This window comes from Phaeobacter sp. JH20_08, assembly GCF_048056635.1.
Taxonomy (GTDB): domain Bacteria; phylum Pseudomonadota; class Alphaproteobacteria; order Rhodobacterales; family Rhodobacteraceae; genus Phaeobacter; species Phaeobacter bryozoorum.
In genome coordinates, this window is the sequence record NZ_JAYMVV010000001.1 from 154,723 (window position 1) to 181,073 (window position 26,351).

Genomic DNA, 26,351 nt, shown 5'->3' on the forward strand with positions numbered 1-26,351 from the left:
GCGGTATGCCCGAAGGGTGACAGGCCATCAGCAAACGGTGTCCGACACCCGTCACGCCAAGGAGGGAGGCGCAAGTGCAGCACCAGACAATCGAGACGACGTCTCCCGAGGTTATAGGCCGTCGGTCATGACGCACGAGCCGGGTCGCAGCCTCTGGCAGGAAACCACCCGCGAGGTGCTCTCGGCCCCCGTTTTGACGGGCGAGGTTTCGGCCGATCTCGTTGTCATCGGCGGCGGCTACACCGGCTGCTCCGCCGCTTTGCGCGCGGCAGAGATGGGTGCTGATGTCTGCCTGCTGGAGGCCGATAGCTTTGGCGCAGGCGGATCCGGGCGGAATGTCGGGCTGGTCAACGCCGGTCTCTGGCTGCCGCCAGAAGAGATCAACGCCGCATTGGGAACTGTGGCTGGCGCGCGGCTTTCGGAGCTGCTGGCAGCAGCGCCCGCAGCTGTCTTTGATCTGATCAAGACCCATCAGATCGACTGTGAACCGGTCCATAATGGAACATTGCACTGCGCCCATGCGCCCTCTGGGTTGAAGGATCTGCACAATCGCCACCGGCAGCTGGCTGCGATTGGCGCTTCGGTCAGGTTGCTGTCGCGCAGCGAGGCAATTGCTCGGGTCGGCAGCGACGCGGTCCATGGCGCGTTGTTCGACCCCCGGGCCGGCACGATTCAACCGCTGGCCTATGCCATCGGATTGGCCCGCGCCGCGATGGCCCAGGGGGCCCGTCTGCACGCCCAGTCTCCGGTTGTGACTCTTGACCGTCACGCCACTGGCTGGCTCGTCGCGACGCCCGGTGGCACGGTGCGCGCCAGACATCTGATCATGGCGACCAATGCCTATCCGCAACCCATCGCGGGCTACGCAGCACCGGCGTCTATTCCGGTCAGCTATTTTCAGGCGGCAACAGCGCCGCTGCCCGATGATTTGGCCAACGAGATCCTGCCGCAGGGCGAAGGCTGCTGGGACACGGGTCTGATCATGTCTTCCTGGCGCCGCGACCGTGCGGGGAGGCTGATCATCGGCGGCATGGGGGAACTCTCACACCCAGCCGGCCGTGTGCACAGCAACTGGTTGCGGCGCAAACTGGCGGGCATGTTCCCTGCTCTTGCAGACTACCCGCTCGAGACGCAATGGGCAGGCAAAATCGCCATGACAACGGAGCACATCCCCAAGATTATAGATCTTGGTCAAGGGTTTGCCTGTTTTGGATATTCGGGCCGGGGCATCGGTCCCGGCACGCTCTTTGGCAGACGCATGGCAGACGCGCTGATTGGTGAAGACCCATCCCAGCTGCCAGTCCCATTGAGCCACCATCACCGGTTGCCCTTCGCAGGTTTGCGTGGCGCCTATTACGAAACAGGGGCCACGCTGATCCATCTGCTGGCCGAACGCTCGGGCTCAAGATCGCCAGCTGCTGATCAATAGCAGCTGGCGATGGCCGCCCCGACAGATGTCAGAAGCTTCGAATAGAAATCCGGGCCAAGATCCAGCGTTACACCCAGTGGATCAACAACAGCTGTGCGCGCCTTCGTACCGTCCAGAACCGTCGCAACCAGGCCCGGGTTAAACTGCGGCTCTGACAGCACACATTGCACTTTCATCTCTTGGACCGTCGCGCGAATCTCCGCGATCCGCGCCGGGCTTGGATCAGAGGCATCGCTGAGCGAGATCGCACCGGCGGCCTGAACACCGAACCCGGTTTCAAAATACTGATAAGCATCGTGAAAAACCACAAACGGCTTGCCCGCAACCGGGGTCAGTTTGGCGGAGATTTCAGCGGTCGCCGCCGCAATTTCAGCCTGCCCCTCTGCGGCGTTCCGCAGGTATAGCGCTTCATTGTCGGGATCGGCGTCAGCCAGGGCCTCGGCGATGACCTGCAACCAGGCGCTGCCGTTCTCCGCCATCAACCAGGCATGCGGATCCAGGCTTCCCGGCTCGTGCCTGTGGCCGTGATCGTCGTGCCCCTCCTCATCGTGATGGGCATCATTGTGGTCATCCCCATGCCCCTCATGATGGTCATCGGAGTGTTCTTCTGCGTGCTCATCGTGATCACCGCGCCCGAACTGAACTGTGTCACGCACCGTCAGCTGCCGCGTTGTGTCAGCCTCAAGCAGGGAGATAACCGTGGCGTCAGAGGCCAGCGTCGCGATAGGCCCCTCCAACCATGGGGTCAGCCTCGGGCCAACCCAGAACACCAGATTCGCCTGATCCAATGCCCGCGCTTCGGAGGGGCGCATCGCGTGGCTATGCGGCGAAGCGCCGGGCGGCACCACAAGCTCAGGGGCACCAACCCCCTGCATCACCCGCGAGACGAGGCCATGGACGGGCGTGATATCAGCCGCGACCGTCGGAACCTCGGCGAGAGCTGTCGTCGCTGTGGTACAGACAGTTGCGGCAATTGCAAGATAGCGGAGATGTCCCATGATGGCCTCATGTAATTGTATAACATTACGGCGGTTGATAAACGTCATAACATAACATATCAACCCCGAAAGAGAGACCGCCCAACGGAGCCTCAGATGGACCCCATCGGATTTCATGCGCACGACCACAGCCATTGCATAAACGACGGTATCGCCGTTGCAGATGCCCATTGCCGTGCACATGGCCTGCAATTCACCCCGGTACGCCGCCGCGTGCTGGAAATCCTGCTCCAGGCCCATCGCGCCATGGGCGCCTATGATCTGCTCGACATCCTGCGCGACGAAGGGCTTGGATCACAGCCACCAATCGCCTATCGCGCCTTGGATTTTCTGGTGAAGAACGGCTTTGTGCACAAGATCGAACGACTCAACGCCTTTGTGGCCTGTAGCCATCCCGGCGACGATCACGCGCCGGTCTTCATGATCTGCCGCACCTGCAACGCGGTTGCCGAAGCCCCCTCGCAAACCACCAACGGTCGTCTGGGAACTGCCGCCCGCGAGGCAGGATTCCTGATCGAACGGACGGTGATGGAGGCCGAGGGCCTGTGCCCCAAATGCCAGTAGGACGACGCGCAATGACACTGGTCAATCTGGACGGCGTCACCGTACGCCACAATGCAAACCCCGTGCTGCACAACGTCGACTTTGCCATTAACCCCGGAGAGATTGTCACGATCGTTGGCCCCAATGGTTCCGGCAAATCGACCTTTTTGCGCACCATCATCGGCGCGCTGAGTCCCACCCGCGGGACCGTGTCAAAGGCACCGGGACTTCGGATCGGCTATGTGCCGCAAAAACTGCATATCGACCCGACGCTCCCGCTGACAGTGCGCCGCTTCCTGAGCCTGCCCAGCCCCGTGACCGACGCCGCAGCACGAACAGCGCTGGAGCAAGCGGGCGCCGGGCAGCTGATGAAACGCCAGATGACCGGTCTTTCGGGAGGTCAGTTCCAGCGAGTTCTGCTGGCGCGCGCCCTGCTGTGCGATCCACAGCTGTTGATCCTTGATGAGGCCACGCAGGGGCTGGACCAGCCCGGATCAGCCGCCTTCTACCAGCAGATTGAACAGCTGCGCCGCGATCTGGGCTGCGCCATTCTGATGGTCAGTCACGAATTGCACGTGGTTATGGCCGCATCGGACCGGGTGATCTGCCTCAACGGTCATATCTGTTGCGAAGGCGCGCCTGCGCATGTCGCCTCCGCCCCGGAATACCGGGCGCTGTTCGGCACCGGCACCCAGGGCGCTCTGGCGCTATACCGGCACGAACACAATCATTCCCATGATCACAGCTGCGGTCATGATCACGCGCATGACCCGCAACCTGCAACGCCCGATCTGGTGAGACAACAGTCATGACAATCTTCGACAGCTTCCTGATCCGCGCCGCTTTTGCAGGCGTCGGTGTTGCCCTTGCGGCGGCCCCTTTGGGCTGTTTCGTGGTCTGGCGACGGATGGCGTATTTTGGTGATGCCACGGCCCACGCGTCCATCCTCGGCATCGCAATTGCGCTCAGCTTCGACACGTCGATTTTTGTCGGCGTCCTTGCCATGGCCCTGATCATGGCGACGGTTGTCTCAACCCTCAGCGGTCGGGGCTATGCCGTTGACACGCTGCTCGGGGTGCTCGCTCATTCATCGCTGGCATTTGGTCTTGTGGCCGTCTCTTTCCTGCATGGTGTACGGCTGGATCTGATGGCCTATCTCTTCGGCGATATCCTTGCGGTCAATGGTCAGGATCTCATGATCATCTGGGGCGGCGCGATCCTTGTTGTGGCCCTGTTGTGGTGGCGTTGGTCCGCCCTGCTGACCGCGACCTTGAACCCGGATCTGGCCTACGCCGCAGGCATTGATCCGCGCCGCGAACAACTGGTGCTGACCCTGGCGCTGGCGGTTGTGGTCGCCGTAGCGATCAAGGTTGTCGGAGTTCTGCTGATTGCAGCCATGCTGATCATCCCGGCCGCCACCGCGCGCCCGTTTGCCGCGACACCGGAACGCATGACGGTGATTGCAGCCATCACGGGCGCGATCTCGGCGTTGGGCGGATTGCAACTGGCGTTCATGTTCGACACGCCCACCGGGCCGACAATTGTCTGCCTCGCCGCGAGCCTGTTTGCCCTCTCGAGCCTCAAACAGCTCTTCAGCCGAGCCTGAGGCAACGCCGCAGCACCAGGAAGATGCGCCAGGAAACCCTCATCAGCAAACACCGCAGGCCGGATCAGCAATCGGTCGCCGTCAACCAGGGGGTTATTGTCTGATCGCGGCGGTTCTGTCGGCTGGCGCCCGGTGCCATCAGGTGGCGTCAGGTTCCGGTCTTCAGCAACGGGCCGCATTCCACCCATTTGCTTACCGCTCCAAGCAGGGCCTTCTTGTTGATCGGTTTGCTCAGGAAGTCATCCATGCCTGCGGCAAGGCATTCCTCGCGGTGGGACTGCAGGGCATTTGCCGTCAACGCGACGACCGGACAGCGGCGCATCCCCTGCTCCCGTTCGAGCTGACGGATTTCAGCCGTCGCATCTATCCCGTCTTTGACCGGCATCATCATATCCATCAGCACGATATCCGGCTGGTGTTCCGCAAACATGGTCACCGCCTCCTCACCATTCGCGGCGATCAAGACTTCGATGGGAGCCGCCTTCAACATGCGTGATACGACGAGCTGGTTGGTTCGATTGTCCTCCGCCAGCAGCAGTTTCACCTGCGGTATGGCCTCCATATCATCCGCGACCGGTGGCTGAACCGTGTCCTGAGGCGCATCGGCGGGTATCTCGAGCACCCGACTCATAACCGACTGGAGCTGCGCTGCACGCAGTGGCTTCAGCGCAACTTCGCAGCGACCCAGATGTTCGCGTGCGGCCCGGTCCAGCGTATTTTCAACCGAGGACAGGATAACGATCGGCAGATCGCGATATTCCGGGATATCTCGGATCCGCTCTGCCAACTCTTTCCCATCCATCCCGGGCATCTGGAAATCTTGCAGAATGACGTCGAAACGCACACCGTCGTGACGTGCATCCAGCAGAATCTCCAGCGCCTGATGGGCCGATCCGGCGGCGATGCTTTTCACCCCCCAGGTCGCCAACCGCTCAGTCAGAATAATCCTGTTGAGTTCCAGATCATCAACAACCAGTGCCCGCAGCCCCTTGAAATCCCGCTCATCCTGAGCAGGCTTCGGCTGGTTGGGCCGGATCCGCAGTGGCAGCTCAATGGTGAACACCGAGCCCTTGCCCAGTTCCGACCGTACAGAGATCCGCCCGCCCATCAGCGCAAGCAAGCGCGTGGATATCGCAAGGCCCAGTCCGGTGCCCTCATAATTGCGGGTCGCGGCTCCGTCGGCCTGCTCAAAGGCATTGAAAATCAGGTCCAGCCGGTCCTCCGGTATGCCGGTGCCGGTATCGGTGACCGAAATACGCAGATCCGTGTAGCCATCCTCAGACTCGCCTGAGACCTCGATATAGACATAGCCGCTGCCGGTGAACTTCACCGCGTTACCCGCCACATTGGTCAGGATCTGGCGGATACGACCAACGTCGCCGTCGTAACATTCCGGCAGGTTCGGATCATAGCGAAGTGTCACCTCGACATTCTTCTCCGCGGCTTTGGGCGACAACAGTGTCACGACGTCCTCAATTGCGGTCTGCAAGTTGAAGGGCGCGCGGTCCAGCTCCATCTTGCCCGCCTCGATCTTCGAAAAATTCAGAATGTCGTTGATGATCGTCAGCAGCGCCGAGCCAGACTTGGCAATCGTCTCGGCATACATGGTCTGGTCTTCGTCCAGATCCGTCTCCAGGATCAGTTCCGCCATGCCGATGACGCCATTCATCGGAGTGCGGATTTCATGGGACATATTGGCCAGGAATTCGGATTTGGCCCGGTTGGCGATATCAGCCGATTTCCGCGCCTCATCCAATGCGTACTCACGCTCGTCCCGCTCTTCAAAGGTATCCTCAAGCACACCGACAGAGAAATCCAAGGCCCGAAACTCGCGCGAGGCAAACCAGGGCAGCCGGGCCTGCCGGTTCGACAAGCCGGCGATCGCATCCGACATGCGCTGGTGAATGATCTGCAATGGGCGCAAGGCCAGCACGCTCACCAATATCAGCACCAGAATGGACAGCACTGCCACGGCCACCACCGTCCACATGATGGTCTGGCTGACCTTGTGCTGAACCATTGCCTGCCCCTCACGGGTAGACCAGTGAACAACCATATTGCCAAAATCGAACCCGTCGAGCGTGATCGGGCGGTCATACATCACAAAGTCATCCGGCCCCACCTGATCCGTACGGCCCGCCTCCGCGATCGGAGTACCCGCGCTATCCTGGATCTGGATCTTCAGGAGTTTGGGATTGCGGGTAATCGCCTCGGTCAATCCGGTTTCCAGCACCGGCACATCTTCGACGATGATCGATTCAAGCATCAGCCCGCTCAGCAACGAGATGGTCAGCTCAGCCTGCTCTTTCAATTGGTCCTGCAGGTTGCGGGTCTCGTAGCGACGCGCAACATCGCCGATCGCCACCGCCACCAGCAGGGCAGCCAGCGACAATGACAAGACGATCTGAAAGAGTATGCCCGTACGTTTCATGGGAGACCTCGGTGACGACGCTAAAATGCCTGGCTCTGCTCCATCGCATCGCGGATCAGGTCGTAGTCGGAGTCGGCCCCCTGAAGAAAGCCGTTTTTGGACACTCGGCGCACGATCTCTTCATTTTCTGACGACAGCATGATCTCCCGCATGGCCAGCAGCACCTCCTCCGAGAGGGTCGAGGATGCAAGCCAGGGTTTTGTCACATTATCAAAGCTCGCCAAGATCCGAATCGGCACCCCTTTGGCGATCAGTTTCTTGTAGGTGCTCTCTTTCAGGGCACCTGCCGTGAATTTTCCGGCGCCAACCGCCTCCCCCACCAGATCGTGGCGGCCGAGGTACTCATAGGTATGCAGATCACCGCTGTCGATCCCGGCCTCAAGCAGCTGGCTTTGGGCGAGGTAGCGCCCGATCGTCGACAGCTCATCCCCGAAGGCAAAGCTGAGCCCCGCAAGATCCGACAGTTGAGTGATGGTGCTGTCGCGATGCACGACTATCACACCCTTAAAACGCTTGCGCCCCTTCTTGGATTCCATGGCAACAATCCTGATGTCGGGGTTCTGTTTCATCACATGCACATAAGAGGCCGGACCGAAACGCGCGAAATCCACCTCGCCATTGGCGAGCTGGTCGATACCCTCTTGATATTCCTTGGCAACTGTCATCCGAATGACAACTTTTTCGCCCAGCACCTCGCCCAGACGGTTCGACAGGAACGTCAGGAAGGGGCGGTATTTCTTAACCGTTACCGTCGGTTTATCCGCGGCATAGGTCCCAAACGTCAGGGTTATTTCGGCGCGTGCTGTCATCGGCGCCAGCAGCGCCATCAGACAGACACAGAATACCAACCACAGGCGGCCCATGCCGGCTGGCTTATTATGATGTTTCGAAGCGGTATGCATCATCGTCTCCAGTCTGAATCCAGGCGCTGCCCGATCGGTGGTCTCGCGCATCTGTTTACCCTGAATAGTGAGAAAATTTGGTTAAGTGGCCCTGAAATAGTATAAATAATTTTACGGCTCGCCTCAGAGCGTGGCATGAATATTAACGTTTCAGTAACGATTTCAGCGCTCTTTTATAAAATTCATCATAAATTTGAAGATCGGGCAGAAGCCCGGCAGGACCTCCCGTGATCAAAAACCACATAATTTCCCGCAGACCCGTTCCCCGCCTATTGCTTGCGGCCGCCCTTTTTTCCGGCTTCGCCCCCGCTGCTGCCTGGGCCATTCCCTCACCGGAACTGGTGATCGGATCGGTATCATCCCTGTCGCAGGTGTTGGCCGTGGCGATCGCGATGATGTCGGGTCTCGGCGCGGTGGTTGCGGCGAAGCTTGGTCTGAAGCCGAAGAGCTCTGCGGTGGCAACACGTTATCCGGTCCGATTGATCACCGGTCTGGTGCTGGCGGCGCTGACACTGGCCTTTATGAATTACTGGCAATTCAGCAGCCAGCGGGCGGCGGAGCAGGCGCGCCTGCAGGCAACCCTCATGCGGCCGGCGCAGTTTGACGGAACCAAGATCAAGGACGCGGCGCTGAAAGAGACAAGTTTTTCGCGCCAGTCAGATCATCCGCTTGCGATGTCGACAGCCGACGCCGCCGCCGCGTTGGAGGATGGCAACACATTGTTCTACGACATCCGCGAAACCGGCGAGAATGCCATGGGCACCCTGCCCGGCGCGACCCATATCCGTTTTCCGGACTTCGTCGAGAGCCAGCCGGTCAAACCCGGCCAGAAGGTCGTGCTGTTCTGCCATAACGGCAACCGCAGCTCGGAAACCTGTGCCAAGCTGGCGGCGATGGGCATCGACTGCAGCTTCATCGCCGGCGGCATCGAGAAATGGATTGTCGAAGGGCGCGCGTTCTCTGACAAGGACGTGAAATCCCTCTCTGACCTGCGTGCCATTCCGGAATATCCCGGTCGTGATGTGCTGCTCAGCACCGCGGATTTCACCGAATTGATGAACACCGAGGACCTGCAGATCGTCGATACCCGCTACCCCGGGGATTTTGAGGCGGGCCACCTTCCCGGCGCGGTGAACATTCCGATCCGCAAGATGACAACCGCCGATCTGATGCAGCGCATCAGTGAACTTGATCCGACCAAACCAACGCTGGCGGCCTGCTACGACCGTCGCAGCTGTTTCATGAGCCAGGTTTTGGGGCTGGAGCTGTCGCAGAAAGGGTTCGATTTCCGTGGCCGCTACACCCTGCCATGGGAGTATTTTGTAGCCCCCAAGCCGAAGCCTCATGTGCAGGCCTGGCTTGCCGATCAGCAAAGCGGCCTCTGGGACAAGGCGATCTCGGCGCTGGCCGCCGCGCTGCTCTGGGTGCATGAGCGCAGCCATATCCTGCTGGGTCTGCTCGCCCTCTCCCTGATCACCCGGATCATGATCCTGCCAGTGGCGTTGAAATCTGAACGCGACCAGATCACCACCAGTGAGACCGCCGATGAGATGAAGGCGCTGAAGGAAAAACTGGCCCATGACCCGGTGCGCAAGGCGCGCGCGGTGCAGGCGTTCTACAAGGACAAGGGCCTGACGCCGATGAAGAACCTCACCGCGCTGCTGTTCCTGCCGGTGATGATGCTGGGCGTCTCCGCCGCGCAAGAGGCCAGCGCCAGCCTTCAGACCCCGTTCCTGTGGATGGCGGATCTCGGAGCGCCCGATCCTCTGTTCATCATGCCGGTGCTGTTCTGCGCCCTCGCCGCCATCTATCTGCTGTGGGCCGTGGCCAAGACCAAGCGCCAGAAAACCCTGTGGATGGTGCTGGGCATGCCCGCGCTCTTTGCCATGGTGTTCAGCCTCTCGGGCGCCGCCAATGCCTATCTCTGCTTCAGCCTGACGCTCTTGCTGATGCAGCGCGCCTATGTCACCGGCATGCACCGCAAACTGGCTGAGGCGCTGTCGCTGCGCGCCCACAAGCGCCGCCTCGCCAAACTGCCGCGCGGTGTGATCCCGATGGGCTATACCGAGGAGCTGGAGCACGCCGGCAACAAGGCGCTGCGGCTGTCCATTCTCAAAAACGCAGGGCTACCGGTGCCGGGCGGCGTAGTCTTGCGCTCCGATGCAATTCACGATTATCGCGAGATGCCTGACGCCCGAAAAGACGCATTTGCCGCATATGTTTATCGGCTGGCTGGCGGCAAGCCGGTCGCCGTGCGCTCCTCGGCCAGCAACGAAGATGGCGCTGACCAGAGTTTTGCTGGAGTGTTCGAATCCGTGCTGGACGTCACCGCGGAGACCATGCGCGCCGCCTTGGATGAAGTTGTGACCAGCTTCTCGTCCGAGCGCGCCGCCAGCTATTCGGGCGAGGGCGACAGCACCGATCAGGGCAACATCGTAGTGCAGGAAATGGTGCAGGCCGACTACGCCGGCGTTCTCTTCACCCAGGATCCAATGGCCCCCGGCATGTGCATGATCGAATGGGTCGAAGGCTGCGGCGAGGATCTGGTCTCTGGCCGCGTCACCCCGACGTCCTTGCGCTTTGGCCGCTATTCGGGCTTGCCAGCGGCGGAAGATCAGGACCAGACGCTGGACATGGCGCCGCTGCTGGCGCTTGGCCGCCAGATCGAGGAGACCTTTGGCTGCCCGCAGGATGTGGAATGGGCCTATGCAAACGGCCAGTTCCAGATCGTGCAAAGCCGCGACATTACCACCCTGTCGCTTGGAACCGAAGCTGAGCGGATCCGGCTTCAGGAATGGCGCGATCTGCTGGACCATTACGCCGGGGTGGATCCGGATAAGCCGCTGCTGGAACAGGATGAGATGTCCGAAGTGCTGCCGCGCCCAACCCCGCTGTCTTTCTCGCTGATGGGCAGCCTCTGGGCGCCGGGCGGCAGCGTCGATCTGGCCTGCCGCGCCTTGAGCGTCCCCTATAACCTGCCGGAAGGCCGGGCGGGTCATCTGGTGAACCTCTTTGGCAAGACCTACGTCGATGTCGGCCTAAAAGAGCAGATGACGCTGAAACTGACCGCCGCCAAGGCCAAGCAGCTGCGCAGGCAGGCCCGCCCGATGATCACCCACATGCGCGAGGAGGTGCTGCCCCAGCTCACCGATCAGCTGGCGTTCTGGCAGGCTGTGGACTACACCGCCCTGCCCCGCCAGAAACAGCTCGAGGCGATTGCGACCCTGCGCGATCTCTTTGTCACCGACATCTATGTCGAGGCGGAGAAGGTGAATATTGTCGCAGGCTTTACCATGGGCGAAGCCAGCGCCGCCGCCGCAGGCGATCCGGCCCTGCGCGCCCATCTGATGCACGCCGAACTGCCCCACGCCCCGTCCAGCCTGCTGGCCTCCTGTATCGGTGCCAATGCAGAAACCCATGCGCAGTTGCTAATGGGGCATCGCTCGATCTTTGATTACGAACTGTCGGCACCCCGCTATAGCGAAGCACCCGGCCTGCTGGCCTCCCTGCTCGACAGTTCGGTTGAGCCGATCAGCGGCACCGTGGCCACTCCGGCAAACCTGCCGGAAGATCTGCGCGACACGCTAGAGCTTGCGATCGCCTATCAGGACCTCAAGGAACAGGCCAAACACGAGGCACTGCGGGTTCTGGCGGAGCTGCGCCGGGCGTTGCTGGCCCTGGGGATCGACACCGAGCTGGAGGATCTGATCTTCTACCTGACCATGGAAGAGATCATGACCGGCGACTGGACCCGACCTGAGCTGCTGAAAGACCGCGCCGCCAGCCGCAAACACGTCGAAGATCTGCGCAAGGCCTCGGCGCCAACCGATGTCAGCCTCACCCTGCGTGACTGCGAGCTGCTCTCGCTCGGCGTGCAGGCAGGGTCCGCTGATGGGCATCTGGGCGGCACCTGTGTCGCCGGCAGCGGCACCGTGGAGGCCCGCGTATTCTGGGTTGAAGACGAAACCGCCATCGGCCCGGAGGTCTTTGACGGGTTTCAGGACGGCGACATCCTGGCATGTCGCATGATCAACCCGGCCTGGCTTCCTTATGTCCAGCGCTCCGGCGCTGTCCTCAGCGAGGTGGGCGGCTGGCTTAGCCATATGGCGATTGTCGCGCGGGAAAAGAACATCCTGATGCTGGTGGCCTGCAAAGGGCTCGACCAGCTGTCCCATGGTGAGCTGATCATGGTTGGCGAGGACGGCTCGATCACCCCGAGCGAGACGCCGGATCTGCAACAGGTCTCGGCCTGATCCACCATCCGTTTTTGCCCCTGCCTGACCCTTCCGGTCTCAAAGGCAGGGGAAGAACATATGTTCCATCTTGCATCTTTTCGCGCAAACGGTCTGAACTGGGGCCATGGACCCGCATCTTGATCCCCGACAGACCCATCGCCTGCTCGACCAGCTGAAGACCGAGATCGACAGCCTGCCCCCCGCCCTCTCGGCGGCGGCGAAATACATCATCGACACCCCCGGCGACTTTGGTCTTGATCCGATCCGTGTCTCGGCGACCAAGGCAGGGGTCAGCGCGAATTCTCTGGTGCGACTGGCCGCACATCTTGGATTTAACAGTTTCGAGGCGTTGCGCGCCCCCTTTCGGGCCGCGCTGACAACCGAGCGTGAGGGCGGATTGGGCCTTGGCTGGCTCGATCGGCTTGAACAGGCTCCCGAAACCACCCGCCACGGTCGCATCGCCCGCAATGAGGTGAACATCGTCGCCCGCTCGCTGCGCCTGATGACCCCCGGGCGCACTGCGGCCATCGTTGCGGCGCTGACCTCGGCGCGACGATGCTATGTTACTGCAACCCGCGCCAGTTACGCATTGGCCTATTACTTCCACTACGTCGGACGAATGGCCTTGCCGGGGCTTGATCTGGTGCCGCGCCACATGAGCACCGCCGTGGACGAGCTGATGGATATCGGCGCCGGGGACTGCCTGATTGCCATGACCTTCGCGCCATATTCATCGGAGACGCTGCAGGCGCTGAGACAGGCGCGCAACAAAGGCGCGACGCTGATCCTCATCTCAGATAGCGAGGTAATCGCGCCCGGATTGCAGCCCGACCACCTGCTGCTGGTGGCCGACAATACGCTGCATCCTTTTGGTGGCTATGGCGGCGCGATGGCAGTGCTTGATTGTCTGCTGACCCATCTGGTCGATGCCGGAGGAGAGGCGGCGCAGGACAGGTTCCGCACCTACGAGACCCTGCGGGAAGACACCGGCGCCTATTGGCGCGGCGGCAAATTGCCAAAGGTCCCGAAGTAGCCCGCTTCAGAGCCTGATCGGCCGGTCAGAGCCGTAGGTCGGACTGGTCCGGCGTCAGCACATACTTCAGATCATACAGCAGCGCATGGTCCCGACCCAAGGCCCGGATCCGGGCGGCCCCCATATCGCGGAATTCCTGATGGGCCACCGCCAGAACCATGCCGTCATAGGCCCCTGTCTGCGGAGTTGTCACCAGATTGACGCCGTATTCCTGCCGCGCCTCATCTGGATCGGCATGGGGGTCATGCACATCCACCGTCAGACCGTATTCCTCAAGGCAGCGCACCACGTCAATAACCCGTGTATTGCGCAGATCGGGGCAGTTTTCCTTGAAGGTCAACCCCATCACAAGGACCCGCGCATCGGCAATGGCCATCTTGCGTTTCAGCATGGATTTGACCATCTGGCTCGCCACATAGGCTCCCATGCCGTCATTCAGCCGCCGCCCTGCCAACAGGATCTCGGGGTGATAGCCCAGCTGCTCTGCCTTGTGGGTCAGGTAATAGGGGTCGACCCCAATACAATGGCCCCCGACCAGACCCGGACGAAAGTTAAGGAAGTTCCACTTGGTTCCGGCAGCACGCAGCACTGCTTCGGTATCAATATCCATGCGGTTGAAAATCTTGGCCAGCTCATTGATCAGAGCGATGTTGATATCGCGCTGGCTGTTCTCGATCACCTTGGCCGCTTCGGCGACGCGGATGCTCTCGGCCTGATGGGTGCCCGCCGTCACGATCTCACGGTAGAGCGCATCGACACGCGCCGCAATTTCAGGCGTTGAGCCGGAGGTCACCTTGACGATATCCGGCAGACGCCGCGTCTTATCGCCGGGATTGATCCGCTCGGGGCTGTAGCCTGCAAAGAAATCGCGATTGAATGTCAGCCCGGACACGCGCTCCAGAACCGGGACGCAGTCCTCCTCGGTGGCGCCGGGATAGACCGTGGATTCATAGATCACCAGATCGCCGGGTTTGAGCACGCCACCAACCGTTTCTGACGCCCGCAGCAATGGCGTCAGATCCGGGCGACGGCTGCTGTCGATCGGTGTTGGAACGGTGACGATAAAGATCGTGCAATCGGCAATCTCTGCCGGGTCGCTGGTCAATGTCAGATGCGACGCAGCCGCCAGCGCCTCGGCGCTGATCTCGCGGGTATTGTCCTGCCCTGAGCGCAGCGCCGCAATCCGGTCGTCGCTGATGTCAAAGCCCACTACCGGGCGCGATCGGCCAAATTCCACCGCAAGCGGCAGACCGACATAGCCAAGCCCGATCACGCAAATCCGTTCTGTCCCGCTCATACCGCCGCCTCAATGGTCTTTGTCTGCCCGATTGCCTTTCATAAGGGGCGGCGGCGCCAGGTTTCAACCTCATGTGGCCAGATCCCTCCCGAAACCGGGAGAGATCCACCGTTTGGGCCAGTTCAGAAGCGCAGTGACAGGCAGGACATGCCGCCATCCAGCTTGGCGCACTCGGTATTGCTGATCTGAACAACCTCATAGCCTTCGCGATCCAGCATCTCGGCGGTGCGCGGGAAACCTGCCGCCATGATCACCAGGTTGTTGTAGCGGATGGCATTGGCCGCAGCCTCTTCGCCCTCGGCGACATGCAGCACGCGGTAGCCTTCAAAACAGCCCGATGCGTCCAGCCGTTTGGTGGCAAGGATGGTCTCACCGTCCATCAGCGAACAGTCGGTCTTGAAATGCAGCACGCCCTCTGGCGTGAAAACCTCGCGCAGGCTGTGGCCCCAGTCAGACACGATCTCTGCCAGTTCCGCCACGCCGGCCGCATCGGTCCGCGCTGAACGACCGACAAGGATTTCGCGGTCCGTCACAAGAATGTCGCCGCCTTCGATAAAGCCGGGGCCGTTGATTTCGCGCAGCTCGCTGTAGCATTGCCGCAGGGTCGGTGCCATCTCGGCCACCTCCCCCAGACGCGACGGCGCGCCGGGGCGCATCAGAACCGCGCCCTTGGGCAGGCAGAGGGCGGTGTCCTCGACAAACACCGCATCGGGAAAGGCCTCAAGCGGCGGCAGCTCGATCACCTCGGCGCCCGTGCTTTTCAGTGCGGCAACATAATCGGCATGAGCGGCCAGCATCCGGTCCAGATCGGGCGTGCCTATATCCTCGGCCCGCAGGCCGTCGGTGATACTGGACGCGGGACGGCGGGTGATGGCGCGGGAGAATTCATATGTTGGGTTTGTCATGTCTCAGTCCTTTGTAGCCTGTGTCGGCACGTATTTGGGCGTGATGATCTCAATGATGCTGGGGCCTGCCTGCGCGGCGCGGTCTTTGATGGCCGCGGCAACCTCTTGCGGATCGGCGGAAACCGCCCGATGCAAGATCCCGAAGGACCGCGCCGCCGCAGCGAAATCCGGCGGTGTCGGATCACAGCCCACCACAGCCACGCCCACCTCCTGCATCGAGCGGGCAATTTCCTGATAACCGTGGTTGTTCCAGACGACGAACGTGATCGGCAAGGCTTCATCCACGGCTGTCATGATCTCGGGCAGGGAAAACTGCGCGCCACCATCGCCGACGATACAGATAACCGGCGTCTGCGGTGCCGCAACGGCGGCGCCGATCGCGGCCGGAATGCCATAACCAAGCGCACCATAGCCGGTGGCCGCATTGAACCAGCCCCCTGGGCGGTCATGATCGTAGTAGAGATTGCCCGCATAGATCGGTTGCGCAGAATCGCCAACGATGATTGCCCCCGGAACTGCTGCGCGCAGCGCATTCAGCACCTCGACCTGCGCGCGGTAACCCTCGCCGATTTCCTCCCAGGCTGCCGCGCGGGTCAGACCCGCCTGTGTGAGGCCCCAGTCGCCGGAGGGGCTGGCAACTGACGGCAGATCGGCGAGAACCGCAGAAAGAACATCCGCCACATCCGCATGGATCGCCAGCTCAGCCGGGTGTCGGGCCAACTGCTCAGCGCAGAGATCAACCCGGATCAACCCCGGCATCTGTGGCATCACTCCGGTGGCATACATATCGTAATCGGTCGGCCCCAGCTCGGTTCCCAGCGCCAGCACCGTATCCGCCGTCTCGATCAGCCCCCGCACCGAGGCGAGGCTGGGGCTTGCGGGCACCGACAGCGGATGGTCAAACAGCACCCCACGCGCATTAACGGTCTGGATCACCGGCGCGCCCAGAAGCTGCGCCAGCTGGCGCAACTGATCGGCGCAGAACCGCGCGCCTCCGCCTGCCAGGATCACCGGGCGCTGTGCTGTCGACAGGCGCTGCGTGATTGCAGCCAGATCCGCGGCGGACGGCCCTGCCCTGTTCACATCAGTTGCCGACGACTGGCCGGTTTGGACCGCCGCCGCCCCTGCAACATCCAGCGGAACCTGCAGATGGGTCGGACCCGGACGTGACAACGCGCTGCCGTCAACCGGTGCAAAAACCTGATCGAGCGCCCGCGCCAGACCCTCCGGCGCCGCCACATGCTCGGACCTCAGCGCAACCAGCTGCGCCAGCGCATGTTGATCCGGCAGCTCGTGCAGATGGCCCAGCCCCTGACCGAGAGAGCCGCTTGCGTTGACCCCGGATATCACCAGCATCGGCACCGAATCCGCCCGCGCCTGCGCCATCGGCGTCAGCGTATTGGTCAGCCCCGGTCCGGTGATCACAAAGGCCACACCCGGTCGGCCGGAAACCCGCGCATAGCCATCGGCCATGAACCCGGCCCCCTGCTCGTGACGCGGTGTGATATGGCGCAGGTCTGAGTGCGCCAGCCCACGGTAAAGCTCTACCGTATGCACACCGGGAATGCCGAAAACATGGCGCACGCCCCGTGTTGCCAGCGCCTCAACCAGCGCTTCGCCGACAGTGTGCGGTGCCGCGTCTTGGGCGGACCTGCTCATGCCACCTCCGCCGATCGCTGGCTGGCATGATCGACGATCCGCGTCAGCGCGCGGTCAAAGGCCTCATCCTCAATCGTCAACGCCACCCGGACCCAGCTCCGCAGACTGTCACCAAAAGAGGATCCCGGCATCACCGCAACCCCACCCCGTCTGAGCAGATCCTGCGCATAGGCATCGCCATCCATACCGGTGGCCGAGACGTCAATCATCGCAAACATACCGGCCTGCGGGCTGTGAACCCGCAATGCCGTGTCGCGGTGCAGCCGCTCTGCCAGTTTCGCCGCACGCATGGCAAATCGCCTGCGCATCCCCGCCGCCACCGGTGATCCGTCACGCACGGCCAGCTCGGTCATATCCGCGATGAAGGGCTGGTTACCAAACAGCATTGTTTCCGACAGCGGCAGCAAGCCGTCGCAGAAGGCTTTACTGGCAATGCACCAGCCACTGCGAAATCCGGGTGCGGCATGGGATTTGGAAATCGAGGAGACAACAATCACCCGCTCCGAGAAGGCCGCCCGCGCCAGCGGCGAGACAAACTCCGCCGCTTCAAACACCAGCTGTTCGTAGACCTCATCAGAGATGATCCAGAGATCATGCGCCTCGGCCAGTCGTCCAATCGCATCAAGGTCCTCAACCGTCAGAATTGACCCGGTCGGATTATGCGGTGTCGTCAGCAGGATGGCGCGACTGCGCGGCGTGATTTTCTCGGCGATATCATCGGCCTGCATCCGAAAACCATGCTCGGCCCGAAGCGCTACGGGCACCATATCGGCACCGCTTGCCCGGATCACTCCTTCGTAGGTGGCATACATCGGATCGCCGACAAGAACCTCGTCCCCGTGCTGGGCCACACCCATCAGCACCGCATAAAGCGCGGTCTGCGTGCCGGGAAAACACAGGACGTTGTCCGGCCCTATAGGCCGCCCCGTGCTGGCGCAATAACGCGCAGCGAGCGCCTGGCGCAGGTTCGCTTCACCACGTCCGTCCGAATAACCGGTCCGGCCCGACACCATCGCAGTGCTGGCGGTACGCATCAGCACATCCGGGGGCGGCACGTCAGGTTCGCCGATGGTCATTTCGATGATATCGGCCCCCGCGGCGATCATCTCCCGCGCAGTCAGATGCACAGCCCATTTGGCCCCGCCAAGCCCCGCAAGCCGCTTGGTCACATCGGTCATTCTCATGGCTCTTCCGCCTTATGCTGCAAATTCAGTCCCAGAATTGCGCTGACGGATTCCAATCCGATGGCAGGCAATTCCCCCTCGTCAAAGGCCTCCGGCAAGGCACCGCCCTCCATCCATAGCCCGTCGATCACCGCATTGCAGGCCACCGCAAGATGATGCAGCCGCGCCGTATCCACCGGCCGCCCTGCCTCGTCCAGCGCGGCGGCGATCAGCTCGCCCAGCTTGTCGCGGAAATAATCATAGGTGCGCTGGTGGATCTGCCGCATGTCGGGATCCTGCTGCACCTTGTTCAAAAACCCCGCCCAAAGCGCCACGGCGGTCGGCTCGACAACGGGCGGGCGCAGCGAGGACACGACGAACCCCGCCAGACGCGACCGGGCGTCGCCTTCGATCCCGGCGATCGGCGCATAGGTGAGATCGCTGATGGTGACCATATGGTGTTCATAGGCCGCGGTCATCAGCTCTTCCTTGGAGGAGAAATAGTGTCGGATCAGCCCCTGGGTCACATTCGCCCGCTCGGCTATGTCGCGCACGGTGGCACCGCGCACGCCTTTTTCGGCCACCAGCTCCAGCGTTGCGGCAATCAGCGCGTCCTTGCGCTCCTCCGCGGTCGCACGCTTAAACTTCCGGCGTTCACCTGACACGGGCTCTCCAAGGGCTGAGTGGTTGCTGGGATTCAGTAATTATACACTTGCATAATTACGTCAAGTCAGCCTTACTACAAGCCGAAATATGAGGACAATAGAAAATGCCCGATCCGGCTGCCGCTGGCCCTGCCCCGCTTTCAACAGCCCCAGTCCCCGCGTCGGATGCCGGTGCCGCGAACATCCGGGCCGCGGAACGGACCGAGGCGATCCGGGTGAGCAACCTGCACAAATCCTTTGGGTCTCTGGAGGTCTTGAAGGGTGTCTCCCTGACCGCCCGACAGGGCGATGTGGTGGCAATTATCGGCGGCAGCGGGTCCGGCAAATCCACCATGCTGCGCTGTATCAATTTTCTGGAAACACCCAATTCCGGCGAAATCGTCATCGCGGGCGAAACCATCGCCATGCGCCCCGATGGAAGCCCCGCCGACCGCCGCCAGATCGAACGTATCCGCACCCGGCTGGCGATGGTCTTTCAGCAGTTCAACCTGTGGACCCATCGCACACTGCTGGAAAACGTGATCGAAGTGCCGGTTCATGTGCTGAAAGTGCCCCGGTCGCAGGCCATCACCCGCGCCCATGAGCTGCTCGCCCGCGTCGGGCTTGGTGACAAGGCGGATGCCTTTCCCGCTTTTCTGTCCGGCGGCCAGCAGCAGCGCGCCGCCATCGCCCGCGCCCTTGCCGTGGATCCCAGCGTGATGCTGTTTGACGAGCCGACATCCGCATTGGACCCCGAATTGGTGGGCGAAGTGCTGACGGTCATCCGCGATCTGGCGGCCGAAGGGCGCACCATGCTGCTGGTCACCCATGAGATGAAGTTCGCCCGCGAGGTTGCCAGCCATGTTGTCTATCTCTTTGAGGGCCGCATCGAAGAGCAGGGCCCGCCGGCCGAAGTCTTCGGCAATCCAAAGTCGGAGCGGCTCAAACAGTTCCTCAGCTCAGTCGGATGATTTCGCCATTCGAACAAACAAATAACAAAACAGGGAGACAGTCATGTCCATGAAATCAAACCTCAAACGCACAGCTCTTGCTGCGACTCTGCTGGCGGCTAGCGGGGCAATTGCCCAGGCCGAACCGGTGAAGATCGGTGTCGCCGCAGAACCCTATCCGCCTTTTGCCTCGCTGGATTCATCCGGCCAGTGGGTGGGCTGGGAAATCGACATTATCAATGCCGTCTGCGCTGCCGCCGAACTGGACTGCGTGATCACGCCGGTTGCCTGGGATGGCATCATACCCTCCCTCACCGGCCAGCAGATCGACGCCATCATGGCCTCCATGTCGATCACCGAAGAGCGGTTGAAAACAATTGATTTCTCCGACCCCTACTACAACACCCCGGCGGTGATTGTCGCCGACAAATCCATGGACATCGAGCCGACCCCGGACTCGCTGGCGGGCAAGGTGATTGGCATTCAGGCCTCTACAATTCACCAGACCTATGCGCAGGAATACTTCAAAGATTCCGAACTGCGCGTCTACCAGACCCAGGACGAGGCCAATCAGGATCTGTTTGCCGGCCGTATCGACGCCACCCAGGCCGATAGCATCGCCATGGCCGATTTTGTCGGCTCGGACGCGGGCAGCTGCTGTGAGATCAAGGGCGCGGTGGCCAATGACGAGGCGATCCTCGGCAAAGGCGTCGGCGCGGGCGTGCGCAAAGGCGACGCCGATGTTCTGGCAGCCCTGAACAAAGGGATCGCCGCTATCCTGGCCGATGGCACCCATGCCGATATCACCTCGAAGTATTTCACGACCAGCATCTACTCCGAGTAAGGACATAACGTGACCGGACTCCTCGACCTGTTTGGTCTGGCCGAGAGCGCGCAGCTGTTGTCGCTCTCGCCGCCGGGATGGGGGGGCAACCTGTTACGGGGCCTCGCCAATTCGCTTCAGATCGCTTTTGGCGCATTTGGCATGGGGCTGATTATCGGGCTTTTCGGGGCCTATGGAAAACTCTATGGCGGGCCGATCCTGCGGGATCTGCTCGCCATTTACACCACCGTGATCCGCGCCGTTCCCGAACTGGTGCTGATCCTGATCCTCTATTATGTCGGCACCGATCTGATCAACAGGCTGGCCGCCGGCCTCGGCTATGGCCGGGTCGAAATCAGCGGCGTTGTGGCAGGCATCTGGGTGCTTGGCATCGTGCAGGGTGCCTATGCGACCGAAGTCCTGCGCGGCGCCATCAAGGCGGTACCGCCGGGCCAGATTGAGGCCGCCCGGTCGTATGGCATGCCCGCTTTCATGACCATGCGCCGGGTTACCATCCCGGCCATGATGAGTTTTGCAACGCCGGGGCTGGCCAACCTGTGGCTGATCGCGACCAAGGACACCGCCCTGCTGGCCATCGTTGGCTTTGCCGAGCTGACCTTGGAAACCCGGCAGGCCGCCAGCAGTACGCGGGCTTATTTCACTTTCTTCCTCGCGGCTGGGGCGCTTTACCTGATGGTAACCCTCTGCTCTGGCGTGATTTTCAACTGGATTGAACGTTGGGCCAGACGTGGGCAGCCCTCCCTGCGGGAGACCCGCCAATGAGTGTGCTGAAACCTCTGATGCAGCCTCACCGGCTTGTCCTCATGGCGCTATTCGCAGGCCTAATTGTCTGGTGCGCGGTTTCCCTGCGCTGGGACTGGATTCCAGCCTATGCGCCGCTCGCGCTCCAAGGGCTCTGGACGACAATCTGGATCCTTGTGGTAACCAGTATCCTCGGATTTGCGCTGGCGGTACCGCTTGGCCTCGCCCAGGCGGTTGGCCCCTGGTATCTGTCGGTTCCCGCACGGGTTTTTTGCACCGTCATTCGCGGCACGCCGCTGCTGTTGCAGATATGGCTGCTCTATTATGGGCTGGGATCGCTGTTCCCGCAGTTCCCGTGGATCCGGTCCAGCGAACTGTGGCCCTATCTGCGGCAAGCCTGGCCATATGCGGTGCTTGCCCTGACCCTGTCTTATGCAGGCTATGAGGGCGAGGTGATGCGCGGGGCCTTCTCAGGCGTTGCCAAGGGCCAGCTGGAGGCCGCCAAGGCCTACGGTATGCCACGCGGCACCATGTTCCGCCGGATCTGGCTGCCCCAGGCGGTGCGCAACGTCCTGCCAACGCTTGGGGGCGAAACCATCCTTCAGCTGAAGGCGACACCGTTGGTGGCCACGATCACGGTTCTGGACATCTACGCGGTTTCCTCGCGGGTGCGGTCTGACACGTTTATCGTCTATGAGCCGCTGCTGCTACTGGCGCTTGTCTATATGGTGATTGCCGGGCTGATCACCCTCGCCTTCAAACGGTTTGAGGACCGGATCCCGCAGCGGCAATAATCACCCGCCCAGCAAGATCAAAGAGCCCCCAGGTGCCGCCTTGGGGGCTTGTCCATGTGCCTGCCGGTCCGGTTCACAGGCACCTAGGACAGGATGGTCAGCTGCTCCACATCCCCATCGATATCGTGACAGGCCGCCAGCAGCCGCTCCTGCAGATGTGAGGTGACGTAATTTCCGTGAAACCGGCTTGGCGCGCGTAGGATCAGACGGCCCCCTGCCCTGCTCTCCCGCGTCAGCGCCTGGATCCAGGCAGCGTAAATGGCCGGGTCCTCCTGGTGCAGGACCGCCTTCGCGAGGCTCCACTCGCTGCCGTCGCTGATATCAGGTGCGGGCGCGGTTGTGCCGGTCATCAGCGGCACCACGTTTTTCTCCGGCTCATCGCTGCCACGCATCCGGTGATCGAAATCTGGTCCGACGGCGGCCCAGCAGCTGCGGGTGTCGTCTAGGATCCGCTCCAGATCAAAACCGTATTCCGTTACCCGCCCCCGCGCGCCCTGCCGTTTCACCACCAACCAGCCGAGTGCGCGCAGCTTGGCCATCTCGCGTTTCACCGTGCGTTCGTCGACGGACCACATGCGGGCAATCTCGCGCTGGCCGACTGCCAGCTCATTGCGTTGCCAGTTGTAGCGCGCGGTCATCAGCGTCATGAACCGCAGAACCAGTCGCTGCGGCCCCTTCTCCAGAGACAGGGCATAGGTCCCCATTGCGGTGAGGATATCGTATTTCAGTGCCGCGGCCTGACGCCCGACGGGTTTGCTGGCAAGCATGGCTGCCCTCTTGTCTCCATCCGATGGTGGATGGCTGCCTCTGTCGTCTCATGTTTGCCACGAGATCCTGTTGGGTTCATTGTCGGACCGGGTGGCCCGTGGGTTGCGCTGCGTCGCAACTCTGGGTCCTTTTGATCCGAACTCAACGTTCTTTGGTTGGTTTATCTGATTTGCGTCCAGCGATACGATTCTGTCAAGAGCGCTGTTGCCCGAGGGGCTGTTCCAATTCCATTTTTGAATCAAAAATAGGTATTCATGGTATTGGGTGACAGACAGGCTGTCCCCTATTGATCGAAAAATGTCCCCCAATATGCAGGGGCAGCTCTGGGCGCGTCCCCCTATATCAGGGTCGAGTATCCAGAAAACCCATCGGCGGCGCGGGAGCCCGACCGAATCGCAATCGCCCGATAAACAAAGGGTATTGCCGCGCTATTCCTGTCGACGTCCCCACGGGGACAGGACGCTTATTCCTACGATAATAGGTTTTGCGTTTTTTGCAAATTCGGCGTAAACGAGTTTCTAGGTAGAAAAAGCGTCCGCTTGGTGAATAAGGCCGCACTACAGAGATCGAGGAGCAGAGATGTTTACCCATCAAGACCTGGCGAATATGCAGGCACAATCCCTGAAAATGCAGAGTTGGATCCGGCAGCAGACCTTCTCTCCCAAGATGGAAAAGACGCTGAGGCGCTTCTCTAGCTGGGAGGTGGCCGAGCTGATCTTCAAGGTGAACCAGTCCACCCTGCGTGGACGGCTGGCGGCCGATCCCAGCCTGCCGCAGGGCCATGTCGAGGAAGACGGGCGTCAGCGTTGGTATTCGCTTGAGGAAATCAATGAGCTGCGCCGTCGGCTGAAGGTGAACCGCAAATCGCTGATGCCGGAGCGACCGGCGGGCAAGCGGGCCTTGCGGGTGGCGATTTCCAACTTCAAGGGGGGTGCCGGCAAATCGACCGTAGCGCTGCATTTTGCCCATGCCGCCGCCTTGGACGGTTATCGTGTGCTCTGTGTTGACTTCGATCCGCAGGCCACCCTGTCCCATTCGATGGGGCTGAGCGATGTGACCGAAGATTATACGGTCTGGGGCATCATGGCGCGGGACCTCGTACGTGAGACCGAACGGATGAACGCCAGTGCGCGCGGCGCCGAGTCCGGCGCCGCCCTGCCCGAGCGGCGCCTGCCAGAAGCGATCACCGGCATGGGCCTGCAGGATCTTCGGATCAGCGATTTTGTAAAGCCGACGAGCTGGCCCACGATTGATGTGATCCCCAGCTGCGCCAATGCCGCCTTTGTCGAATTTGCATCGGCGCAGTACCGCCATCTCAATCCGGAATGGTCCTTCTTTGCAGCGGTGTCGCGTTATCTCGATCAGCTGCCGTCGGACGATTACGACATGATGATCTTCGACTGCCCGCCGGCCATTGGCTATCAGTCTATGAATGCGGTCTTCGCCGCCGATATGCTCTATATCCCGTCAGGTCCCGGATATTGGGAGTATGACTCCACCACCTCGTTCATCGGCCAGCTCTCCGAGGCGCTTGAGGATCTCTCGGCGTTCAACGGGGTTGTCCCTGCGGGGACGTTCAGCCTGCCGAAGGTGTTTCAGGAGGTCCGGTTTCTGCTCACCCGCTATGAATCCGGCAATGACCTGCACCGCGCCATGCGCGATGCCTTCGTCAAGGTCTTTGGCGACCGGATGACGGAACACCCGATTGAGATGACCCGAGCGGTGGAACAATCCGGGCGCTTCCTCAGCTCGATTTACGAAATCGACTACCGGGATATGACGCGCGAGACCTGGCGACGGGCGCGCGCGTCTTTTGACCAGGCCTATATGGAGTTCAAGGGCAACGCCCTGACCGCATGGGCCCAGCTGGAGGATGAGGCATGAGCAAGCGCAGAATGTTCGACATCGATTTTCCGTCGGATCCCACCCCCGCCACGCCCGAGGCAGCCTCCCCTGCCCCGGTGGACCCGCACCCCGGCGCCCCCGCGCTTGAGACGAAATCGGCGTTCCGTTCAGGCGAGGCGCGCCGTGGCCCGATGGCCACCGCCATCAGCGAAAACGCCGAAGCGCTGCGGACACGGGCGGAGGTCGAGCAGAATATCCGGGCAGAGAACGATCGCCTGGCGCATGAATTCGTCCGGCTGAAGACGCTTGGTCTGGTGGTCGATCGGATCCCGCTGGATCTGATTTCGACCAGCAAGCTGATCCGCGATCGCGCCGTCAACCGGGATCCTGAGCTGGAGGAGTTGAAGGAGTCGATCCGCGATCTTGGTCTGTCCAACCCGATCCGGGTGGAAGAGGACGGCGAGGGGTATCAGCTGGTACAGGGCTTCCGGCGACTGTCGGCCTATCGCGCGCTTTACGAGGAAACGGGAGAGGAACAGTTCCGCCTGATCCCGGCCGGACTGGTGGCGCGGGGCGAGACGCTACAGGGTCTGTACCGGCGAATGGTTGACGAAAACCTGGTGCGCCGGGATATTTCCTTTGCCGAAATGGCGCAGCTCGCGCTCTCCTATTCGCAGGATCCAGAGACGGATTCAGACTCTGTAGAAGACTCTGTTGCGCTGCTTTATGCCTCAGCCGGGCGTCAGAAGCGCAGCTACATTCGCCACTTTGCAGAGCTGCTGGAACTGATTGGAGAAGAGCTGTCCTATGCCGAGGCGATCCCCCGTGCATTAGGGCTGGATCTGAAGAAGCACCTGCTGGAGAACCCGGCCACGCTTGAGCCGCTGCGGCAACGCCTAAGGGAGCGGAGTTTTTCGAGCGCTGAGGAAGAGCTGGCCGTGTTGCGGCAGGCGCTCAAGGCCCCTGCATCGGATGTTAGGGAGGCCAGCACCAGCCAGCGCGCCGGCATGGCCAAGACCACGCTGCGCTGTTCTGTCCCTGCGGGGACGGTGCGATGTCTGGCGCGGGACGGGCGGATTGAAATGGCGATGGAGCGTGATTTCTCGGCGGTTGACCAGCGTCGGCTTGAGGCCGCGATCACGGCTTTCTTTGATGCTCTGGACGGGGATCAGACCTAGCGCTAAGCTGGCCGACACGACGGTATCAATGAGGCTGTCCCTGCGGGGACGGCCTTTTTTCTTTGAGCCAGGCTTCAGATGGGTGGATTGGCATTGATCATGCTCGCCGCGCTGCTGAAGGGAGCAGAGCATTATCGTTGTCCCTGCGGGGACACCCGCCACGCCGCAAGTGCTGGTGAGATGACGCTCGTTAGCGCATTGGGGATGTGCCGTGCGGTGACTTCTTGGCTGTCGCTCCGCAAGCTCTTGCATGCTGCGCAATTCGACTAAAAAGCAACCCTCTAAAACTGGTCTTGAGTTTGCGTTAAACTGTCTGAATGGGGCATTAATGGGCGATAATTAAGGCACAATCCTGCCATCGTTCGCCCCGACAACCAAACCAAAGG

Annotated in this window: 21 protein-coding genes; 12 read left to right on the forward strand and 9 right to left on the reverse strand. The window is 61.5% G+C overall.

Going from position 1 to position 26,351, the window contains the following annotated elements; translation table 11 throughout:
- Positions 1 to 127: 127 nt before the first annotated feature.
- The gene (locus VWY75_RS00770; RefSeq protein WP_416537906.1) at positions 128 to 1,429 is read left to right on the forward strand and encodes an NAD(P)/FAD-dependent oxidoreductase; all 1,302 of its coding nucleotides are present in this window, start codon (positions 128 to 130) and stop codon (positions 1,427 to 1,429) included.
- Here the strand turns inward: VWY75_RS00770 and VWY75_RS00775 are convergent.
- Positions 1,423 to 2,427: a zinc ABC transporter substrate-binding protein gene (locus VWY75_RS00775; protein WP_416537907.1), complete on the reverse strand. Its 1,005-nt coding sequence runs from the start codon at positions 2,425 to 2,427 to the stop codon at positions 1,423 to 1,425. The two genes, VWY75_RS00770 and VWY75_RS00775, sit on opposite strands and share 7 nt — an antisense overlap.
- Before the next feature lie 96 nt (positions 2,428 to 2,523).
- On the opposite strand from VWY75_RS00775, the gene VWY75_RS00780 reads away from it, so the two are divergent.
- Genes VWY75_RS00780 through VWY75_RS00790 form a run of 3 tightly spaced genes read left to right on the forward strand, consistent with a single transcriptional unit; the run spans position 2,524 to position 4,576 of the window.
- Entirely contained in the window at positions 2,524 to 2,991 is a 468-nt protein-coding gene (locus VWY75_RS00780) for a Fur family transcriptional regulator (protein WP_416537908.1), read from the forward strand.
- A gap of 11 nt (positions 2,992 to 3,002) precedes the next feature.
- Positions 3,003 to 3,782 carry a metal ABC transporter ATP-binding protein gene (locus VWY75_RS00785; protein ID WP_340547727.1) on the forward strand — a complete coding sequence of 260 codons (780 nt, stop codon included), beginning with the start codon at positions 3,003 to 3,005 and terminating at the stop codon, positions 3,780 to 3,782.
- Positions 3,779 to 4,576 (forward strand): metal ABC transporter permease, encoded by a 798-nt coding sequence (locus VWY75_RS00790; RefSeq protein WP_340547728.1) that lies wholly within the window; start codon positions 3,779 to 3,781, stop codon positions 4,574 to 4,576. The genes VWY75_RS00785 and VWY75_RS00790 overlap by 4 nt, the downstream gene beginning before the upstream one ends.
- 148 nt (positions 4,577 to 4,724) lie before the next feature.
- On the opposite strand, the gene VWY75_RS00795 is transcribed toward VWY75_RS00790, so the two are convergent.
- Together VWY75_RS00795 and VWY75_RS00800 are read right to left on the reverse strand one after the other, a co-directional pair.
- Positions 4,725 to 7,007: a response regulator gene (locus VWY75_RS00795; protein WP_340547729.1), complete on the reverse strand. Its 2,283-nt coding sequence runs from the start codon at positions 7,005 to 7,007 to the stop codon at positions 4,725 to 4,727.
- A 20-nt stretch (positions 7,008 to 7,027) separates the two neighbouring features.
- Positions 7,028 to 7,909 carry a PhnD/SsuA/transferrin family substrate-binding protein gene (locus VWY75_RS00800; RefSeq protein WP_416535350.1) on the reverse strand — a complete coding sequence of 294 codons (882 nt, stop codon included), beginning with the start codon at positions 7,907 to 7,909 and terminating at the stop codon, positions 7,028 to 7,030.
- 392 nt (positions 7,910 to 8,301) lie between these two features.
- On the opposite strand from VWY75_RS00800, the gene VWY75_RS00805 reads away from it, so the two are divergent.
- Both VWY75_RS00805 and VWY75_RS00810 read left to right on the forward strand, forming a co-directional pair.
- Positions 8,302 to 12,162, forward strand: a complete 3,861-nt coding sequence (locus VWY75_RS00805; protein ID WP_416538085.1) for a PEP/pyruvate-binding domain-containing protein — start codon at positions 8,302 to 8,304, stop codon at positions 12,160 to 12,162.
- Between the two features lie 106 nt (positions 12,163 to 12,268).
- Positions 12,269 to 13,177 (forward strand): MurR/RpiR family transcriptional regulator, encoded by a 909-nt coding sequence (locus VWY75_RS00810; RefSeq protein ID WP_416537910.1) that lies wholly within the window; start codon positions 12,269 to 12,271, stop codon positions 13,175 to 13,177.
- 25 nt (positions 13,178 to 13,202) lie between these two features.
- On the opposite strand, the gene tviB is transcribed toward VWY75_RS00810, so the two are convergent.
- The 5 genes from tviB to VWY75_RS00835 all read right to left on the reverse strand — a co-directional run bounded on the left by tviB (position 13,203) and on the right by VWY75_RS00835 (position 18,866).
- On the reverse strand, positions 13,203 to 14,474 hold the full coding sequence (gene tviB, locus VWY75_RS00815) for a Vi polysaccharide biosynthesis UDP-N-acetylglucosamine C-6 dehydrogenase TviB (protein WP_416537911.1): 1,272 nt from the start codon (positions 14,472 to 14,474) through the stop codon (positions 13,203 to 13,205).
- 122 nt (positions 14,475 to 14,596) lie between these two features.
- A complete protein-coding gene (locus tag VWY75_RS00820; protein ID WP_416537912.1) occupies positions 14,597 to 15,379 on the reverse strand; it encodes a dimethylarginine dimethylaminohydrolase family protein in 783 nt (260 codons plus the stop codon).
- A gap of 3 nt (positions 15,380 to 15,382) precedes the next feature.
- On the reverse strand, positions 15,383 to 17,038 hold the full coding sequence (locus tag VWY75_RS00825; protein ID WP_416537913.1) for a 5-guanidino-2-oxopentanoate decarboxylase: 1,656 nt from the start codon (positions 17,036 to 17,038) through the stop codon (positions 15,383 to 15,385).
- On the reverse strand, positions 17,035 to 18,222 hold the full coding sequence (locus VWY75_RS00830) for a pyridoxal phosphate-dependent aminotransferase (protein WP_416537914.1): 1,188 nt from the start codon (positions 18,220 to 18,222) through the stop codon (positions 17,035 to 17,037). Before VWY75_RS00830 ends, VWY75_RS00825 begins: the two co-directional genes overlap by 4 nt.
- Positions 18,219 to 18,866, reverse strand: a complete 648-nt coding sequence (locus tag VWY75_RS00835; protein WP_340547736.1) for a TetR/AcrR family transcriptional regulator — start codon at positions 18,864 to 18,866, stop codon at positions 18,219 to 18,221. Before VWY75_RS00835 ends, VWY75_RS00830 begins: the two co-directional genes overlap by 4 nt.
- 104 nt (positions 18,867 to 18,970) lie before the next feature.
- Here VWY75_RS00835 and VWY75_RS00840 point away from each other — a divergent pair, with 104 nt between their 5' ends.
- From VWY75_RS00840 to VWY75_RS00855, 4 genes are read left to right on the forward strand one after another with little or no spacing between them, the layout of a single operon-like run.
- The gene (locus VWY75_RS00840; RefSeq protein ID WP_416537915.1) at positions 18,971 to 19,816 is read left to right on the forward strand and encodes an ABC transporter ATP-binding protein; all 846 of its coding nucleotides are present in this window, start codon (positions 18,971 to 18,973) and stop codon (positions 19,814 to 19,816) included.
- A gap of 43 nt (positions 19,817 to 19,859) precedes the next feature.
- The gene (locus VWY75_RS00845) at positions 19,860 to 20,639 is read left to right on the forward strand and encodes a transporter substrate-binding domain-containing protein (RefSeq protein ID WP_340547738.1); all 780 of its coding nucleotides are present in this window, start codon (positions 19,860 to 19,862) and stop codon (positions 20,637 to 20,639) included.
- Between the two features lie 9 nt (positions 20,640 to 20,648).
- Positions 20,649 to 21,401 (forward strand): ABC transporter permease, encoded by a 753-nt coding sequence (locus VWY75_RS00850; RefSeq protein WP_340547739.1) that lies wholly within the window; start codon positions 20,649 to 20,651, stop codon positions 21,399 to 21,401.
- Positions 21,398 to 22,174, forward strand: a complete 777-nt coding sequence (locus VWY75_RS00855) for an ABC transporter permease (RefSeq protein ID WP_340547740.1) — start codon at positions 21,398 to 21,400, stop codon at positions 22,172 to 22,174. Before VWY75_RS00850 ends, VWY75_RS00855 begins: the two co-directional genes overlap by 4 nt.
- Positions 22,175 to 22,257: 83 nt before the next feature.
- On the opposite strand, the gene VWY75_RS00860 is transcribed toward VWY75_RS00855, so the two are convergent.
- Positions 22,258 to 22,941 (reverse strand): DnaA N-terminal domain-containing protein, encoded by a 684-nt coding sequence (locus VWY75_RS00860; RefSeq protein WP_416535360.1) that lies wholly within the window; start codon positions 22,939 to 22,941, stop codon positions 22,258 to 22,260.
- Positions 22,942 to 23,521: 580 nt separating this feature from the next.
- On the opposite strand from VWY75_RS00860, the gene VWY75_RS00865 reads away from it, so the two are divergent.
- Both VWY75_RS00865 and VWY75_RS00870 read left to right on the forward strand, forming a co-directional pair.
- The gene (locus VWY75_RS00865) at positions 23,522 to 24,826 is read left to right on the forward strand and encodes an AAA family ATPase (RefSeq protein ID WP_416535361.1); all 1,305 of its coding nucleotides are present in this window, start codon (positions 23,522 to 23,524) and stop codon (positions 24,824 to 24,826) included.
- Positions 24,823 to 25,965, forward strand: a complete 1,143-nt coding sequence (locus VWY75_RS00870) for a ParB/RepB/Spo0J family partition protein (RefSeq protein WP_416537916.1) — start codon at positions 24,823 to 24,825, stop codon at positions 25,963 to 25,965. Before VWY75_RS00865 ends, VWY75_RS00870 begins: the two co-directional genes overlap by 4 nt.
- The last annotated feature ends 386 nt before the right edge of the window (positions 25,966 to 26,351 follow it).

Excerpts from the sequence above, each read along its gene's own strand:
- VWY75_RS00840 (WP_416537915.1), top strand. The coding sequence starts at position 18,971 with ATGCCCGATCCGGCTGCCGCTGGCCCTGCCCCGCTTTCAACAGCCCCA.
- VWY75_RS00820 (WP_416537912.1), bottom strand. The coding sequence starts at position 15,379 with ATGACAAACCCAACATATGAATTCTCCCGCGCCATCACCCGCCGTCCC.
- VWY75_RS00800 (WP_416535350.1), bottom strand. The coding sequence starts at position 7,909 with ATGCATACCGCTTCGAAACATCATAATAAGCCAGCCGGCATGGGCCGC.
- VWY75_RS00830 (WP_416537914.1), bottom strand. The coding sequence starts at position 18,222 with ATGAGAATGACCGATGTGACCAAGCGGCTTGCGGGGCTTGGCGGGGCC.
- VWY75_RS00805 (WP_416538085.1), top strand. The coding sequence starts at position 8,302 with ATGATGTCGGGTCTCGGCGCGGTGGTTGCGGCGAAGCTTGGTCTGAAG.
- VWY75_RS00790 (WP_340547728.1), top strand. The coding sequence starts at position 3,779 with ATGACAATCTTCGACAGCTTCCTGATCCGCGCCGCTTTTGCAGGCGTC.
- VWY75_RS00825 (WP_416537913.1), bottom strand. The coding sequence starts at position 17,038 with ATGAGCAGGTCCGCCCAAGACGCGGCACCGCACACTGTCGGCGAAGCG.
- VWY75_RS00870 (WP_416537916.1), top strand. The coding sequence starts at position 24,823 with ATGAGCAAGCGCAGAATGTTCGACATCGATTTTCCGTCGGATCCCACC.
- VWY75_RS00855 (WP_340547740.1), top strand. The coding sequence starts at position 21,398 with ATGAGTGTGCTGAAACCTCTGATGCAGCCTCACCGGCTTGTCCTCATG.
- tviB (WP_416537911.1), bottom strand. The coding sequence starts at position 14,474 with ATGAGCGGGACAGAACGGATTTGCGTGATCGGGCTTGGCTATGTCGGT.
- VWY75_RS00845 (WP_340547738.1), top strand. The coding sequence starts at position 19,860 with ATGTCCATGAAATCAAACCTCAAACGCACAGCTCTTGCTGCGACTCTG.
- VWY75_RS00775 (WP_416537907.1), bottom strand. The coding sequence starts at position 2,427 with ATGGGACATCTCCGCTATCTTGCAATTGCCGCAACTGTCTGTACCACA.
- VWY75_RS00865 (WP_416535361.1), top strand. The coding sequence starts at position 23,522 with ATGTTTACCCATCAAGACCTGGCGAATATGCAGGCACAATCCCTGAAA.
- VWY75_RS00795 (WP_340547729.1), bottom strand. The coding sequence starts at position 7,007 with ATGAAACGTACGGGCATACTCTTTCAGATCGTCTTGTCATTGTCGCTG.
- VWY75_RS00785 (WP_340547727.1), top strand. The coding sequence starts at position 3,003 with ATGACACTGGTCAATCTGGACGGCGTCACCGTACGCCACAATGCAAAC.
- VWY75_RS00810 (WP_416537910.1), top strand. The coding sequence starts at position 12,269 with ATGGACCCGCATCTTGATCCCCGACAGACCCATCGCCTGCTCGACCAG.
- VWY75_RS00770 (WP_416537906.1), top strand. The coding sequence starts at position 128 with ATGACGCACGAGCCGGGTCGCAGCCTCTGGCAGGAAACCACCCGCGAG.
- VWY75_RS00860 (WP_416535360.1), bottom strand. The coding sequence starts at position 22,941 with ATGCTTGCCAGCAAACCCGTCGGGCGTCAGGCCGCGGCACTGAAATAC.
- VWY75_RS00780 (WP_416537908.1), top strand. The coding sequence starts at position 2,524 with ATGGACCCCATCGGATTTCATGCGCACGACCACAGCCATTGCATAAAC.